The sequence below is a fragment of the Pseudoduganella rivuli genome (assembly GCF_009674485.1).
Classification (GTDB): domain Bacteria; phylum Pseudomonadota; class Gammaproteobacteria; order Burkholderiales; family Burkholderiaceae_D; genus Rugamonas; species Rugamonas rivuli_B.
Genome location: NZ_WKJJ01000015.1, coordinates 17,910 through 32,732 on the forward strand (window position 1 = coordinate 17,910; position 14,823 = coordinate 32,732).

14 protein-coding genes are annotated in these 14,823 nt (G+C 63.3%); 7 read left to right on the top strand and 7 right to left on the bottom strand.

Features of this window, described 5'->3' with window-relative positions:
- Nucleotides 1-10 precede the first annotated feature (10 nt).
- The 4 genes from GJ700_RS22400 to GJ700_RS22415 form a co-directional block, all read right to left on the bottom strand.
- The gene (locus GJ700_RS22400) at nt 11-196 is read right to left on the bottom strand and encodes a hypothetical protein (protein WP_154378089.1); all 186 of its coding nucleotides are present in this window, start codon (nt 194-196) and stop codon (nt 11-13) included.
- Between the two features lie 65 nt (nt 197-261).
- The gene (gene xerD, locus GJ700_RS22405) at nt 262-1,164 is read right to left on the bottom strand and encodes a site-specific tyrosine recombinase XerD (RefSeq protein WP_154378091.1); all 903 of its coding nucleotides are present in this window, start codon (nt 1,162-1,164) and stop codon (nt 262-264) included.
- The gene (locus tag GJ700_RS22410; protein ID WP_154378093.1) at nt 1,140-1,661 is read right to left on the bottom strand and encodes a methylated-DNA--[protein]-cysteine S-methyltransferase; all 522 of its coding nucleotides are present in this window, start codon (nt 1,659-1,661) and stop codon (nt 1,140-1,142) included. Before GJ700_RS22410 ends, xerD begins: the two co-directional genes overlap by 25 nt.
- 443 nt (nt 1,662-2,104) lie before the next feature.
- Nucleotides 2,105-3,091 carry a TRAP transporter substrate-binding protein gene (locus tag GJ700_RS22415; protein WP_154378095.1) on the bottom strand — a complete coding sequence of 329 codons (987 nt, stop codon included), beginning with the start codon at nt 3,089-3,091 and terminating at the stop codon, nt 2,105-2,107.
- Nucleotides 3,092-3,216: 125 nt separating this feature from the next.
- Between GJ700_RS22415 and GJ700_RS22420 the strand changes: the two genes are divergently transcribed.
- On the top strand, nt 3,217-5,208 hold the full coding sequence (locus GJ700_RS22420; protein WP_154378097.1) for a PAS domain S-box protein: 1,992 nt from the start codon (nt 3,217-3,219) through the stop codon (nt 5,206-5,208).
- 11 nt (nt 5,209-5,219) lie between these two features.
- Nucleotides 5,220-5,807 carry a response regulator transcription factor gene (locus GJ700_RS22425; protein WP_154378099.1) on the top strand — a complete coding sequence of 196 codons (588 nt, stop codon included), beginning with the start codon at nt 5,220-5,222 and terminating at the stop codon, nt 5,805-5,807.
- An 88-nt stretch (nt 5,808-5,895) separates the two neighbouring features.
- Here GJ700_RS22425 and queG read toward each other — a convergent pair whose 3' ends face one another.
- A complete protein-coding gene (queG, locus tag GJ700_RS22430; protein WP_154378101.1) occupies nt 5,896-6,993 on the bottom strand; it encodes a tRNA epoxyqueuosine(34) reductase QueG in 1,098 nt (365 codons plus the stop codon).
- A 56-nt stretch (nt 6,994-7,049) separates the two neighbouring features.
- Here queG and tsaE point away from each other — a divergent pair, with 56 nt between their 5' ends.
- From tsaE to GJ700_RS22445, 3 genes are read left to right on the top strand one after another with little or no spacing between them, the layout of a single operon-like run.
- A complete protein-coding gene (gene tsaE, locus GJ700_RS22435; RefSeq protein WP_154378103.1) occupies nt 7,050-7,535 on the top strand; it encodes a tRNA (adenosine(37)-N6)-threonylcarbamoyltransferase complex ATPase subunit type 1 TsaE in 486 nt (161 codons plus the stop codon).
- Nucleotides 7,499-8,986 carry an N-acetylmuramoyl-L-alanine amidase gene (locus tag GJ700_RS22440; RefSeq protein ID WP_154378105.1) on the top strand — a complete coding sequence of 496 codons (1,488 nt, stop codon included), beginning with the start codon at nt 7,499-7,501 and terminating at the stop codon, nt 8,984-8,986. Before tsaE ends, GJ700_RS22440 begins: the two co-directional genes overlap by 37 nt.
- Before the next feature lie 8 nt (nt 8,987-8,994).
- Nucleotides 8,995-9,792, top strand: a complete 798-nt coding sequence (locus GJ700_RS22445; RefSeq protein WP_154378107.1) for a D-hexose-6-phosphate mutarotase — start codon at nt 8,995-8,997, stop codon at nt 9,790-9,792.
- Between the two features lie 112 nt (nt 9,793-9,904).
- On the opposite strand, the gene GJ700_RS22450 is transcribed toward GJ700_RS22445, so the two are convergent.
- Complete coding sequence (locus GJ700_RS22450) at nt 9,905-10,987, bottom strand: carbonic anhydrase (protein WP_154378109.1); 1,083 nt, start codon at nt 10,985-10,987, stop codon at nt 9,905-9,907.
- Between the two features lie 128 nt (nt 10,988-11,115).
- Nucleotides 11,116-11,775, bottom strand: coding sequence for a VTT domain-containing protein (locus GJ700_RS22455; protein ID WP_154378111.1), 660 nt, complete (start codon nt 11,773-11,775; stop codon nt 11,116-11,118).
- Between the two features lie 87 nt (nt 11,776-11,862).
- Between GJ700_RS22455 and GJ700_RS22460 the strand changes: the two genes are divergently transcribed.
- Together GJ700_RS22460 and mutL are read left to right on the top strand one after the other, a co-directional pair.
- The gene (locus GJ700_RS22460) at nt 11,863-12,765 is read left to right on the top strand and encodes a peptidylprolyl isomerase (RefSeq protein ID WP_154378113.1); all 903 of its coding nucleotides are present in this window, start codon (nt 11,863-11,865) and stop codon (nt 12,763-12,765) included.
- A gap of 44 nt (nt 12,766-12,809) precedes the next feature.
- Nucleotides 12,810-14,816: a DNA mismatch repair endonuclease MutL gene (mutL, locus tag GJ700_RS22465; RefSeq protein WP_154378116.1), complete on the top strand. Its 2,007-nt coding sequence runs from the start codon at nt 12,810-12,812 to the stop codon at nt 14,814-14,816.
- Nucleotides 14,817-14,823 lie beyond the last annotated feature (7 nt).

The following is a 14,823-nucleotide window of genomic DNA, read 5'->3' on the forward strand; positions in this document are numbered from 1 at the left end:
TAGGGCTGCATCAAGGGGGCGGGCCAGACTGGTCCGCCCCCTCCCCTTCCGGCGTGTCATCGTCCGCCATGTCCGATTCCTGCTCCCCGCCCGGGCGGCTTTTCGCCTCTTGCTTCCGGCGCGCCTTTTCTTCCGCTTTTTTCTTTTTCTCCAGCTCGCGCTGGCGCTTCTCGTACTGGAAATTGGTCTTGGCCATACCGCATCTCCCCGGGAGCACGTTAATGCCCCCATTATGAACCTGTTTCAAGCCGGCACGGTTTTTCAGCCGCGGGGATGGTGCGCCGCGTGCAATTGTTTCAGGCGTTCGCGCGCCACATGCGTATAGATTTGCGTGGTGGAGATATCGGCGTGGCCCAGCAGCAGTTGCACTACGCGCAAATCCGCGCCATGGTTCAGCAAATGGGTGGCGAACGCGTGGCGCAGCGTGTGCGGCGACAGCGGGTTGTCGATGCCGGCGCGCAGCGCCTGCTTCTTGATGACGACCCAGAACATTTGCCGCGTCATGGCGCCGCCCCGGCCCGTCACGAACAGCGCGTCGTCCTGCTTTCCATTCAAAATAGCGCCGCGCGCCTCGGCCAGATAGCGCGACAGCCACTGGCGCGCCTGGGCGCCGAACGGCACCAGGCGCGTCTTGCCGCCCTTGCCCGTGATGCGCACCACGCCATCGTTCAGGCTCACTTCCACGGTTTTCAAGTCCACCAGTTCCGACACCCGCAATCCGCTGGCATACATCATTTCCAGCATGGTACGGTCGCGCAATCCCAGCGGCGTGCGCACATCGGGCGCCGCCAGCAACGCTTCCACCTGCGCTTCGCTGAGCGTTTTCACCAGCCGCAGGGCCTGCTTGGCGCCCGGAATTTTCAGGCACGGGTCTTCCGCGATCAGGCGCTGGCGCAGCGCATGCTGGTAAAAGCGCTTCAGCACCGACAAACGGCGGTTGGCGGAACTGGGTTTGGTTTCCTTGTGGCGAGCGCTGAAGTAAGCGCTGACGTGGTGGCCCGCCACCGCGTGCAGGCCGGGCACGCCGGGATGCTGGTTTTCCAGCCATTGCGCGAACTTGCGCAAGTCGCGCCGGTACGCGTCCAGCGAGTTTTTCGCCAGCCCGTCTTCCAGCCACAGCGCGTCGCAAAAGGCGTCGATCAGAGCAAGGTTGTCTGCCGCCATTGGTATTCCATGTGGCCTTCGTGGGCCAGCAGCCAGCGCTTGACGTTCAACAGGTAGCCATTGGCGTCGTCACTGTGGGAAAAGCCGCCCAAGCCGCTTGCGCTGGTGACGCGGTGGCACGGCACGGCCAGCGGAAACCAGTTGTCGCCGCACGCCTGGCCGATGGCGCGCGGCGCCGATTCCAGGAATTTCGCCAGTTCGCCATAAGTGCGCACCTGGCCGCGGGGAATGCTGCGGATCGCTTCCCACACGCGGCGCTGGAACGGGCTGCCGACCACGGCCAGCGGCAAGGCGAAGGCAAAGTCGGCGTCGGCGCAATATTGCTGCACTTGTTGCGCGGCCAGCTCGGCCACGGCGTCCTGCGGCGCCTTTTCCGGCATGTCCGGCGGCAGGTAGGCCATCTGCGTCACCAGTCCGCCGGCGGTGCGGATTCCCATCGCGCCAAACGGTGTTGGCACAATGGCACTAAAAATATCGGTATTCTGTTGTATTTTCATCACAACATTTTTTAGAGTTGTTGTACTAAGGCCACATGGTTTTTTTGGCCATCGTAGCGTTTTATCACAGCATACAAAAAAAAAGCGCACCGTGAAGGTGCGCTTTCAATCTTTGTCACAGCACCGGTCGTTTGGCGCCTCCGTAGCAAGCTTGTGGCTGCCTCCGGTGGTCTTCCAACGACATACTGTATGCCGTGTGTCTCCTCAAGTATATCCGCGGTATTGGCTACCGTTGTTATGTACTCTCCCCACTAAAACCTTTGTTCTTTGCTACCGGGGCACATATCGTTATGCGTCACTGCCGGAGCGACGCCATCATAACTGAAGAGACAAAATTTTTGCTGTTTTTTTTGAAGCGAGAAAATTTTTAATTCAGTGCTAAAACAACATGCGCACAACGCACCAAAATATGGTAAACGCACCATCGGAGTGCGTTTTGCGTCTTATTTGGCCGTTTCCTTGTTGATGGCGGAAATCAGTTCTTTCCCGATGCGCCCTTCCATCTCCTTTTGCACCGGCATCAGCATGCGGCGCCATTCGGCCTGTTCTTTCACGCCGGGAAGGTAGACCTCTGTTTTGCCGGACTTCCTGATGGCTTCCAGCGCCGCGTCGTTGTCGCGCTGCGCGATGGCTTTTTCAAACGTGGTGGCTTCCTTCATGGCTTTTTCCAGCGCGGAGCGGATATCGGCCGGCAGCCCGTCCCAGAACTTCTTGTGGACGATCACCGCGTAACCCAGGTAACCGTGGTTGGTCACCGTCACGTGCTTTTGCACCTCGTGCATCTTTTGCGTATACATATTGGACGGCGGATTTTCCGTGCCATCGACCACGCCGGTCTTCAGCGCCTGCGTCACCTCGGAAAACGCCAGCACTTGCGGGTAGGCGCCCAGCGCGCGCATTTGCACTTCCAGCACGCTCGACAGCTGGATCCGCATCTTGAGCCCTTTGACATCGGTGGGATGGTGGATCGGCTTGTTGGCGGACATGATCTTGAAGCCATTGTCCCAATACGCCAGGCCCGTGATGCCCCGGCTTTCCAGCTTCTTCAGCAAGCCCTTGCCGATGTCCCCTTCCGTCACGTTGTACAGCGCGGTCTTGGACGGGAAGATGTAAGGCAAGTCGAACGCTTCGAATTCGCGCACGCCGAGGCGGCCGAATTTCGCCAGCGACGGCGCCAGCATTTGCACGGCGCCCAGCAGCAACGCTTCCATTTCATCGTTGTCTTTATATAGCAGGCTGTTGGGATAGACTTCGACCTTGACGCGGCCGTTGGTGAACTTTTCCGCCAGTTGCTTGAAACGTTCCGCCGCCTGGCCCTTCGGCGTATCCGGCGCCACCACGTGGCTGAACTTGATGACGATGGGCGACTGGGCGGAGGCCTGGGCGCTGACGCCAATGGCTAACACAGCGGCCAGGAATTTCAATTTCATCAGGCGTCTCCGGAAGGAAGATACATTATTATGGCTACGTTACGCATTCTGACCACGGCGTGCAAGCCGCCGCTACTGTGGAAAACCACAATGGCTGATTAATACCGAGGCATTACGCTGCGCTCATGAAAACCGCGACCGCCACCGCACTTCGCCCCCTTGCCACCAGCCCGGTGCGCTGGCTGTTGCCTGTCATGCTGGTGCTGCTGTTCCTGGCGATTCTGATCTGGCTTCCGTGGCAGGCGCGCCAGATGGAAAGCAGCGAACGGCAGGAGCAATTGATTGCCGATACGCTGTGGGTCGAGCAAACCATCCGCTTCCAACTGGGCCGCCATGAAGACGCCATGCAGGCGCTGGCCGCCGACATTGCCTCCGGCAGCATCGCCCGCGCGCAATTGCCGGAACGGATGAACCGCCTGCTGCAAACCGGCCGCGAATTGCGCAACGTGCGCTGGGTCGATCCGACCGGCCGTGTCGTCGCCGGCACCGATGGACAAGCCGGCCCGCTCGATGCGGCCGGCCTGCTGGTGGCGGATCACGCGCGCCGCGCGCGCCGCGGCGTCTACAGCCAGCCGCTGCTCGATGCGGCCGGCGCCACGGTGCTGGAATACCACTATCCCATTTTTGATGGCGAGCGCCACCTGGGCACCGTGGTGGCCTCGTTCAGCGCGGCTGCCATTCTCGATGAAATGGTGCCGTGGTGGTTTGCGCAGGATAACCAGATTTCGCTGCTGGACCGCGACGACAAGGTCCTGGCGCGCCGCACGGCGGCAGGTCCCGGCCACGGCGTGTATACACACAAGCGCGCGCTGGACTTGCCCGGCTCCGTGGTGACCTTGATGACGGACAGCGTGAAAAGCGAACCCAAGCTGCTGCCGAATCTGCTGGTGGGTTCCGTCATTGCGCTGTCACTGGGATTGCTGTGGAGCCTGATGGCGCTGTGGATCCACATCTCGCGCCGGTTGCAGGCGGAAGGGGCGCTGCGCCAGCAAATGCTGTTCCGCACCGCGATGGAAAATTCGCTGCTGACGGGATTGCGCGCGCGCGACCTGGAAGGCCGCGTCACCTATGTCAATCCCGCGTTTTGCCAGATCGTCGGCTATCCGGCGGACCAGCTGGTGGGCCGCAAGCCGCCGATGCCGTACTGGGCGCCGGAAGCCATCGGCGAATACCAGCACCGCTTTGCCGGCATCCTGGCCGGCAACGTGGAACCCCAGGTGGAAACCGTGTTCGTGCGGCCGGACGGCACCCGCGTGCCGGTACTGATCTTTGAATCGCCGCTGGTCGATGGCGATGGCAAGCAGACCGGCTGGATGGGCTCCATCCTCGATATCTCGGACCGCAAGCGCGTGGAAGAATTGAACCGCCAGCAGGAGGAAAAGCTGCAAACCAGCGCGCGTCTTGCCACCATGGGCGAACTGGCGTCGATGCTGGCGCATGAGCTGAACCAGCCGCTGGCCGCGATTTCCAGCTATACGACGGGCGCGCTGAACATGATGGCGCGCGCTGCCGGCAAGGGGGAAGCGCTCGACTGCAACGTATTGAAACCCGCGCTGGAACAGGCGGGGGCGCAGGCGCAGCGGGCCGGCCAGATCATCCGCAGCGTGCACGAATTCGTCAAGAAGCGCGAACCGGAGCGCCAGGAAGTGCGGGTGCAATCACTGCTGGACAGCATCGGCGCGCTGATCGAACTGCAAACCCGCAACAAGCACGTGACCTTGCACGTGCTGATCCCGGACGATTTGCCGCCGGTGCTGGCGGACCGCGTGATGGTCGAGCAAGTGTTGCTGAACCTGACCCGCAACGCCATCGAAGCCATGGCGCACGTGCCGCCCGAACGGCGCGTGCTGCAGATCGCCGCCAGCCACGACGCGCAATCGGGCATGGTGGCGGTGCGGGTGGAAGACCAGGGCCACGGCATTCCGGACGACGTCGCCGAGCGCCTGTTCTCGCCATTCTTCTCGACCAAGGCCGAAGGCATGGGCATGGGCTTGAATGTCTGCCGCACCGCGATAGAATTCCACGGCGGTACCCTGACGCACCGCGCCAATCCCGGCGGCGGCACGATCTTTACCTTTACGCTGCCGGCCGCCACTGCCGCCGCGGCGGCAACCTGAAAGGACTTACCATGCTGCACATCGTCGATGATGAAGCCGTCGTGCGGGATTCGCTGTCGTGGCTGGCGTCGTCGCGCGCAATTCCCGCAAAAGCCTACGGCACCGTTGCAGAATTCCTGGCCTGGGTGGAAAAAGGCGAATTCGACTCGCAGGGCGATTGCCTGCTGCTCGATGTGCGCATGCCGGAAATGAACGGCATCGCCGTCTTCGACCATCTGGCCGCGCGCAACGTGACGCAGCGCCTGCCCGTGATTTTCCTGACGGGCCACGGCGACGTCCCGATGGCGGTCGATACCCTGAAACGCGGCGCGTTTGATTTTTTTGAAAAGCCGTTCAACGACAATCAGTTAATGGACCGCGTGGAAGAAGGCCTGGCCAATGCCCGCCAGGCCAGCGAAAAAGCCGCCATCCACGCCCGCCTCGCCACCTTGTCGCAGCGAGAACGGGAAGTGCTGGACTTGATCCTGGCAGGCAAGATGAACAAGGTGGTGGCCGACGAGCTGGGCATTTCCATGCGCACGGTGGAGGTGCACCGGGCGCACATCTTTGACAAGATGCAGGTGAAAACCGCGGTGGAGCTGGCGGGACTGCTGAAGTAACGGGCCAACTACTGAACCAATGACACGGGCGCCAACTCCGTAGGTCCCGGCAGCTCAACGGCGGCTTTGTAAAAGCCGCCGTACGCACTCAACAGTGCCGGCCAAGCGCCCATGCAACGTGCTCGCGCACCATGGCGGATGGATGGTCAATCCGCGCCTGCAACGCCGCCACGATCCCCGCATCGCCCTTCGCCCCCATCGCGGCCGCATTGCCGAGGCCCACGGCCAGGTTGCGCAGCCACCGTTCGTGACCGATGCGCCGGATCGGCGAGCCTTCCATGCGCTGGTTGAATTCCGCTTCGCTCCAGGCAAACAGCTCCACCATGCCGGCGCTGCCCAGCCCGTGCCGCTCATCGAAGTCCGGCAGCACGGCGCGCTGCGCGAACTTGTTCCACGGGCACGCGGTCTGGCAATCGTCGCAGCCGTAGACGCGGTTGCCGATCAGTGGCCGCAAGTCTTCGGGAATCGCGTTTTTCAGCTCGATGGTCAGGTACGAGATGCAGCGGCGCGCATCGAGCCGGCCCGGTCCCAGGATGGCCTGCGTCGGGCAGGCGGGAATGCACGCGCTGCACTGGCCGCAGCGCGCATCGGTCGGCGCATCGACGGGCAGCGGAATATCGACCAGGATTTCCCCCATGAAGAACATGGAACCGGCGCTGCGGTTCAACAGCAACGTGTGCTTGCCGCGCCAGCCCAGGCCGGACTTTTCCGCCAGCGGCAATTCCATCACGGGCGCGGAATCGGTGAACACGCGGAAACCGAACGGGCCGATGGCGTGCTGGATGCGGTCGGCCAGTTGCTGCAGGCGCGCGCGCAATACCTTGTGGTAATCGCGGCCCCGCGCATAAACGGAAATCACGGCGGCATGGGGATCGCGGGTGCGGGCGATTTCCCGCGCACGCCAGTCGTCATCCTGCGTGGCCGGTAAATAATCCATGCGCGCCGTGATCACGCGCACCGTGCCGGGCACCAGTTCGGCTGGACGGGCCCGTTTCATGCCATGGCTGGCCATGTAATCCATTTCGCCATGCATGCCCGCGTCCAGCCACGCCTGCAATCCCGCTTCCGCATGCGACAAATCGATGTCGGCAATGCGCAACTCGGCAAACCCCAGCGCGATACCCCATTCCTTGATGGAACTTGCCAGTTCGTCTAAATTGTAAGAATCGGAAATTGCAGCGGACATTGGTTTTAAAATTGCGGCATAGAGAGCTATCAACCACCATTTTACAGACTGAACCAATGCAGCACTTCAAATCCCACCTCCATGACGAAGCCGGCACGGCCGCGCTGGGCGCCGCGTTGTCGCGCGCCATTACGCCGGGCATGGCCATTTACCTGCACGGCGACCTGGGCGCCGGCAAAACCGCCCTCACCCGCGCGCTGCTGCACGCGGCGGGCCACACGGGCAACGTGAAAAGTCCCACCTACACGCTGTCCGAGCCATACAGCGTGAAAATGGATGGGCGCGACATCAATGTCATTCATTTTGACCTGTACCGGATGAGCAGCCCGGAAGAATTCCTCGATGCGGGTTTCCGCGAAGATTTCAACGGCGACAATGTTTGCATCGTGGAATGGCCTGAAAAAGCGGGTTCCGTGCTGCCGCCACCGGATCTCAGTGTATTCCTGGCTGTGGCGGGGGATGGACGTGATGTAGAATTGCAAGCGTCCTCTGCCTTAGGTTTGTCATGCCTGGAACGCCTCAAATTCGCCCCGAATCTCTGACCGGGGAATCTGCAACGCCCCGCCGCCGACCAGTAAGCCGCCGCACCGTGCTGAAAGCGGGCGGCACCTTGCTGTTGTCCGTGTTTGCGCCGTTGCCCGCGCTGGCCGCGCAAATCCTGGCCGTGCGCGTATGGCCGGCCGAAGACTATACCCGCGTCACGCTGGAAAACGATTCCGACTTGAAGGCCACCCACCTGATCATCAAGGATCCGGACCGGCTGGTGGTGGACATCGAAGGCTTGCAGCTGACGCCGACGCTGAAAAGCCTGGTGGCGAAAATCCAGTCGAACGACCCGTATATCCGGCAGGTGCGCGTGGGCCAGTTCACGCCGAGCGTGGTGCGGCTGGTGTTCGACCTGAAAGCGGAAGTCAAACCGCAAGTCTTCACGCTGGCGCCGGCCGGGCAGTACAAGCACCGGCTGATCTTCGACCTGTATCCCGTGCGGGAAGCGGACCCGATTGCCGCCATGATAGAAAAAGGCGACTGGAGCGACCAGCCGGGCAGCACGCCGGTCCGTCCATCGCAGCCGCCGGCGCCCGTGGCGGCGCCCGGCACCGCCGTGCAGGCCGGCCAGGCGGCACAGGCGGCGCAATCGCCGGTGCTGCTGAAACCGGAACCGGCGCCCGGCCTGCCGCCGGTACAAACGCCGGCGCCTGCGGACACCCCGGCCAAACCCGACGCGCTGGCGCAGCGCCCGGCGCCGACTCCGGACAGGGAGAAGGACAAGCCGATGAAGGTCACGCGCATGATCACCGTGGCGCTGGACCCGGGCCATGGCGGCGAAGACCCGGGCGCGCTGGGCGCCACCGGATTGCGGGAAAAGGACGTGGTGCTGGCCATCGCCAAGCGCCTGAAAACACGTCTCGAACAGCACCCGAACATGCGCGTGATGCTGACGCGCGACGGCGATTACTTCGTGCCGCTGGGCACCCGCGTGGAAAAAGCGCGCAAGGTGCAGGCCGACCTGTTCGTCTCGATCCACGCGGACGCATTCGTGCAATCGTCCGCGCGCGGCTCGTCCGTGTTCGTGCTGTCGGAAAAAGGCGCCAGTTCCAGCGCGGCGCGCTGGCTGGCCAACAAGGAAAACGAAGCGGACAACATTGGCGGCGTCAACGTGCAGCGGCATGATCCGCAAGTGGCCAGCGTGCTGCTGGACTTGTCGACCACCGCGCAAATCACGGACAGCCTGAAGCTGGGCAAGGCCGTGCTGGGGGAAATCGGCGGTATCAACCGCCTGCACAAGGGCTCGGTCGAACAAGCCGGCTTTGCCGTGCTGAAGGCGCCCGACATTCCATCGATCCTGATTGAAACCGCGTTCATTTCCAACCCGGAAGAAGAAGCCAAACTGCGCGACCTCGATTACCAGGACAAACTGGCCGATGCCGTGGTGACCGGCATCCGCCACTACTTCGCGAAAAACCCGCCGCTCGCCAAGAGCCGCATTGCTTAAGGAACCTAATGATCAGCACGGAAACCGCCGGCAGCCTGCCCGCCATCCGCCTTACCGCGCCGGACGGCGCTTCCGCCCTGGTGGCGCTGTATGGCGCGCATTTGCTGTCGTGGAAAACCCCGGATGGCCGCGAGCGGCTGTTCATGTCGGAACGCTCGCCGCTGGACGGCAGCGCCGCCATCCGCGGCGGGGTGCCCGTGATCTTCCCGCAGTTTTCCACCCGCGGCGACGGCCAGCGCCACGGCGTGGCGCGCCTGTCCACGTGGCGGCTGGGCAGCACGGGCGATGAAGGCAACCAGGCGTCGGCCGAGTTTTTGCTGACGCAGGATGACGTGCCCGCAAAGCTGGCGCAAGGCTGGCCGCACCGCTTTGCGCTGAGCCTGCGCTTCACGCTGGATGGCGATACCTTGCGCATGGACTTCCGCGTCGACAACACCAGCGACACCAGCTGGGACTTCGCGTGCGCACTGCACACGTATTACGCGGTCGGGGCATTCAGCAAGACGACGCTGCATGGCCTGGCGGCCGGCGCCATCCATTTTGCCGACGCGCTGGACGATATCCATCCCGCCACGCCATCGCTGGAACTGCAGACGGCGAATGCCCGTCTGCGCCTGGAACAGCAGGGGTTCACGGAGTGGGTGGTGTGGAATCCGGGCGAGAAAGGCGCGGCGGCGATTGCCGATCTGGCGGACCATGAACACAGCGCCTTCCTGTGCATCGAACCGGCCCGCGTCGACAAGCAGCCGCTGGCGGCCGGTGCGGAGTGGCGCGGGACGCACAGCGTCACGGTATTGCCCGAATAAGTATCGCGTGGGCCGATCCGGCCCACGCCGTTACATCGACTCCTTGATCATGCGGCCCGACGTGGGCTGCTTATTGGCTATGTCGGGACGCAGCCCGGTCCAGCCCACGCCGTTACATCGACTCTTTGATCATGCGGCCCGACGTGGGCTGGATCGGGCGCGAATTCAAGGGATACAGGCGCGAGAACAGCGCCATCTGCGCCGGCGACGCCTGCACTGGTTCCTTCATCACCAGCCACAGCACGTTTTCCGTGCAGGGCGGCGTCGTCAGGGAACCCATGTAGGTAAAGTAATCGCGCCGTTGCGGCAATAAATCGTTCGGGTCCAGCACGATCGCGGGAGCCGACACGTCGCCTTTTTCCAGCGGCAGGTTATTCCACACGGTCTGGATGGCCGGCTGCGGCTTACCCCGCTCCAGTAGCAGCGCCAGCACGGCATAGCGGCCCTCGCCATCCTTGTGCACCAGGTGCACCACCATTTCATAGCCCTTGCCGTTGATGCGCTCTTCCGACGGCCGGTGGAAGTGGAATTGCACCAGTTCATAAGCGCGGTTGCCCACCGTGATGAAATTGCCGCCCCCCATCGTTACTTGCACCGTGTGGCCATTGTCTTGCACGTTGAACGCGGAAGGGTGGTAATCGAACACGATCTGTTCCAGCTCGACTTTCATGCCGTCGCGGATATCGATCGGTGACTGGCGGTTGCCGGTGCTGCATTTGATCCAGTCCGAATTGATCTTGTGCCAGTTGGCCGGCCCGATCTCGCCCTCATAGCCCCAGTGCGTGCCGTTGGCGCGCGGCGGCGGCATCAGGGCCAGCGCTTTGGCGCGCGCATCGGCTTCCTTCCTGGCCTTGGCTGCCGCGGCGGCGCGGGCCGCCTGCTGCGCCTTCATGGTAGCAAGTTTTTCCGCGATACGGGCCTGCAATTCGGCTTCGGCCTGCTCTTCCTTTTCCCGCTCCGTCAACGGGCGCGGCTTGCCGCCCGACTTCTTGTCGCCGGCTTTGTCTTCCGCCTTGCTGCCGGAACGGGACGAGCCGCCGCCGCCGACCTGCATCGGGCTCATCGGGCGGATACTTTCAATATTGGACTTGAACCTGCTTACGCTGGGCGACGCATACGCGCTATCGGCGGCGTGTGCCACCGACAGCACGTGCGCGGTACACCAACAGGCAATCAGGACGATCAGGTTACGCATGGGATTCCGGAGATGAAATGCTTATCCCGGTATACGGTTGCATAGAAGGAAAACTTGAGATGTGCAGGACGAAATACTGCCGGCGAAGCGCGGGAGGCGGCGGGGCGCCGCCCTCCCGGTGGTCCGGCTCAGCGGCCGGCCGCGCGGCGGTTCAGCATGCGGCGGCCCAGCTTCCACAGCGCGCCCAGCGCCAGCGGCCCCAGCGCCACGGCGACACCGATCATGACGATGGTGGTCAGGTGGTCGCGCACGATCGGCACATTGCCGAACATGTAGCCGGCCACCGTCAGCGACATCACCCACAGCACGGCGCCCGTGATGTTGAACATCTGGAAACGCGAGAAACTCATGTCCGACACCCCCGCCACGAACGGCGCGAAAGTGCGCACCACGGGGATGAAACGGGCCAGGATGATGGTTTTGCCGCCGTGTTTCTCGAAGAACATGTGGGTGCGGTTCAGCGCATCCTTGTCGATCCAGCGGTAGTTGTGGGTGAACACGCGTTGCCCGATGGCTTCGCCTATCCAGTAATTCGTCGTGTTGCCGGTCACGGCCGCCGTCACCAGCAGCGCCATCAGGATCGGCAAATTCATCTGGCCCGTGGCGCACAGCGCACCCGCAATGAACAGCAGGGTATCGCCAGGGAAGAAGAACAGAACAACCAGGCCTGTTTCCGCGAAGATAATGAAGAACAGCACCAGGTAAATCAGCGTGCCATATTGCGAGATCAACAAGTCCAGCGTTTTGTCGACATGCACGAGCATGTCCAGTAATTGCACGAAATCCATAAAATTCCTGAAAGGTAGCGCCGGAATCATACACCACACTGAGCCGTGATTTACAATCCAGACACATTAAAACCCGGAGACCCCTGCATGCACGCGTACACCCCCGCCTTGCTTGCCGCGCTCGCGCTGACCAGCGCCGCCGCCCAAGCCGCCACCACCAATAAACTGTCCGCCAGCGATGTCATCAAGGCATCGCAGCCTTCCGAGTGGCGGCCGCTGGATCCCGGCAATACACTGTACATGGATTTGCCCGCCGGGCGCGTGGTCATCGAACTGGCGCCGGAATTCGCACCGAAGCATGCGGCCAACATCCGCACGCTGGTAAAGGAACACTATTTTGACGGCTTGGTAGTCCTGCGCTCGCATGACAACTATGTGGCGCAATGGGGCGATGCGGACGAGAAAAATCCCCGCCCGCTCGGTTCCGCCCAGGCCAAACTGGCGGCCGAATTCACGGCGCCGATGGCCAACGACAAGCACTTCGTCCGCCTGCCGGACCACGACGGCTACGCGCCGCAAGTGGGCCATTCCAACGGTTTCCCCGTGGGCCGCGACCCGAAAACCAAAACCACGTGGCTGACGCACTGCTATGGCATGGTCGGCGTGGGCCGCGACATGGATGCCGACAGCGGCAGCGGCACGTCGCTGTATGCGGTGACCGGCCACGCGCCGCGCCACCTGGACCGCAACATCACCGTGGTGGGCCGCGTCGTGTCGGGCATGCCGCTGCTGTCCAGCCTGCCACGGGGCACGGGTCCGCTGGGCTTTTATGAAAAGCCGGAACAAAACGTGCCAATCAAATCCATCCGCCTGGCGGCCGACGTGCCGGAAGCGGAACGCTCACACCTGGAAGTCATGCGCACGGATTCGGCCAGCTTCAAGGCCGTGGCGGAATCGCAGCGCAACCGGCCCGGTCCGTGGACCAAGGTCCCGGCCGGCTATATCGAGCTGTGCAATGTGACCATCCCGGTGCGCGAACAGGCGCGCTGAGTGTGGGCTGATTGGGAGCCGGGTGGCTGGCTTATAATGGCAGAATGAACGCCCCTGCCTCTTCCCCAATCCCTGAGCACGCCACCCCGCGCCCGATCCAGGCGCTGCCCGACCAGCTGATTTCCCAGATCGCCGCCGGCGAAGTGGTCGAACGGCCATCGGCCGTCGTCAAGGAATTGCTGGAAAATTCACTGGACGCCGGTTCCACGCAAATCACCGTGCGGCTGGAGGAAGGCGGCGTCAAGCGCATCGCCATCACGGATAACGGCCGCGGCATTCCACCCGACCAGATGCCGCTGGCGCTGGCGCGCCATGCGACGTCGAAAATCGCGTCGCTGGACGACCTGGAGCACGTCGGCACGCTGGGCTTCCGGGGCGAAGCGCTGGCCTCCATCGCCTCCGTTGCCTACGTGACCCTGACCACGCGGACCGCCGATGCGCCGCACGCGTGGGAACTGGTGGGCTCGCACCTGGGCACGGTCACGCCATCGTCCGGCCCCACCGGCACCACGATCGACGTACGCGACCTGTATTACAACACGCCCGCACGCCGCAAGTTCCTGAAGTCCGAGCAAACCGAATATGGCCATTGCGCCGAAGTGGTGCGCCGCATCGCGCTGGCCCGCCCGGATGTCGCCTTCACGCTCACGCACAATGGCCGCACCGTCGAACACTGGAACGTCAGTGAAATTGCCCGCCGCAGCGCACAGATCCTCGGCGACGGCTTTGCCGGCGCGCGCCTGCCGCTTGATGAAACCGTCGGCCCGCTGCGCATCCGCGGCTTTGTCGGCTTGCCCACCGCCTCGAAAGCCCGCGCCGACGGCCAGTTCTTTTATGTCAATGGCCGCTTCGTGCGCGACAAGGTGCTGATGCACGCCGTGCGCGCCGCCTATGAAGACGTGCTGCACGGCGACCGCTTCCCGTCGTACGTGCTGTCGCTCGACATGGACCCGGCGCTGGTGGACGTCAACGTGCACCCGTCGAAAATCGAAGTGCGCTTCCGCGACAGCCGCGCCGTGCACCAGTGCGTCTTCCACGCCGTACAGCGCGCGCTGGCCGCCACGTCGGCCACGTCGCACGGCAATACGCCGTCGCCGCTGCCGGCGGCCGGCGCCATCGAAGCGTCCGCGCCCGCCATGCGCCCGCACCAGCAGGCATCGTTTGGCGCCATCCTGAATCCGGACCACCCGGCGACGTTTTCACCGTCGCCGTTCGGCCAGCGCCAGGACGAGCGGCGCCACGGCAACCTGCCCGGCGTGGCGCAAAACATGGAGCGCTACGGCGCGCTGTTCCGCCATGACGGCGCTGCGGAAGGCGCTGGCGGCAACAGCGGCGCCGCTGGCGACAATGCCCCAGGCAACTTCGCCGCATCCGCCCAGGCCGGCCGCAGCGCGTCATATGCGATCCCGGAACCCAAGCCGTTCATCGCATCGTCCGCCGCCATGGCGCAGGAAGAATTCCCGCTCGGCTTCGCGCTGGCGCAACTGCACGGTATTTATATCCTCGCGCAAAACAGCAAGGGACTGGTGCTGGTCGACATGCACGCGGCGCACGAGCGCATCCTGTATGAACAGTTGAAGAACGCGCTCGATGCCCGCGTCGATGGCCAGGACATGCAAGTGCAGCAATTGCTGATTCCCGTGACCTTCTTTGCCGACGGCGTGGAAGTGGGCACCGTGCACGAACAGCAAGACACCTTGAAAGCGCTGGGTTTCGATATCGCCGCGCTGTCGCCCACCACCGTGGCCGTGCGCACCGTGCCGGCGCTGCTGAAAAACGCCGACGTGCAAACCTTGGCACGCGACATACTGCGCGACGTGCGCGAATATGGCGGCTCGCGCGTGCTGATCGAGCGCCGCAATGAATTACTGGGCACCCTGGCTTGCCACACGGCCGTGCGCGCCAACCGCATCCTGTCCGTGCAGGAAATGAATGCGCTGCTGCGCCAGATGGAAAGCACCGAGCGGGCCGACCAGTGCAACCATGGCCGTCCGACCTGGGTGCAGGTGGAAATCAGCGCCCTCGATAAATTGTTCCTGCGCGGCCAGTGAGTTTCGC

What these genes read in the sequence shown, in the direction of transcription:
- GJ700_RS22400 (WP_154378089.1), bottom strand. Translation starts at nt 196, where the DNA reads ATGGCCAAGACCAATTTCCAGTACGAGAAGCGCCAGCGCGAGCTGGAG.
- xerD (WP_154378091.1), bottom strand. Translation starts at nt 1,164, where the DNA reads ATGGCGGCAGACAACCTTGCTCTGATCGACGCCTTTTGCGACGCGCTG.
- GJ700_RS22410 (WP_154378093.1), bottom strand. Translation starts at nt 1,661, where the DNA reads ATGAAAATACAACAGAATACCGATATTTTTAGTGCCATTGTGCCAACA.
- GJ700_RS22415 (WP_154378095.1), bottom strand. Translation starts at nt 3,091, where the DNA reads ATGAAATTGAAATTCCTGGCCGCTGTGTTAGCCATTGGCGTCAGCGCC.
- GJ700_RS22420 (WP_154378097.1), top strand. Translation starts at nt 3,217, where the DNA reads ATGAAAACCGCGACCGCCACCGCACTTCGCCCCCTTGCCACCAGCCCG.
- GJ700_RS22425 (WP_154378099.1), top strand. Translation starts at nt 5,220, where the DNA reads ATGCTGCACATCGTCGATGATGAAGCCGTCGTGCGGGATTCGCTGTCG.
- queG (WP_154378101.1), bottom strand. Translation starts at nt 6,993, where the DNA reads ATGTCCGCTGCAATTTCCGATTCTTACAATTTAGACGAACTGGCAAGT.
- tsaE (WP_154378103.1), top strand. Translation starts at nt 7,050, where the DNA reads ATGCAGCACTTCAAATCCCACCTCCATGACGAAGCCGGCACGGCCGCG.
- GJ700_RS22440 (WP_154378105.1), top strand. Translation starts at nt 7,499, where the DNA reads ATGCCTGGAACGCCTCAAATTCGCCCCGAATCTCTGACCGGGGAATCT.
- GJ700_RS22445 (WP_154378107.1), top strand. Translation starts at nt 8,995, where the DNA reads ATGATCAGCACGGAAACCGCCGGCAGCCTGCCCGCCATCCGCCTTACC.
- GJ700_RS22450 (WP_154378109.1), bottom strand. Translation starts at nt 10,987, where the DNA reads ATGCGTAACCTGATCGTCCTGATTGCCTGTTGGTGTACCGCGCACGTG.
- GJ700_RS22455 (WP_154378111.1), bottom strand. Translation starts at nt 11,775, where the DNA reads ATGGATTTCGTGCAATTACTGGACATGCTCGTGCATGTCGACAAAACG.
- GJ700_RS22460 (WP_154378113.1), top strand. Translation starts at nt 11,863, where the DNA reads ATGCACGCGTACACCCCCGCCTTGCTTGCCGCGCTCGCGCTGACCAGC.
- mutL (WP_154378116.1), top strand. Translation starts at nt 12,810, where the DNA reads ATGAACGCCCCTGCCTCTTCCCCAATCCCTGAGCACGCCACCCCGCGC.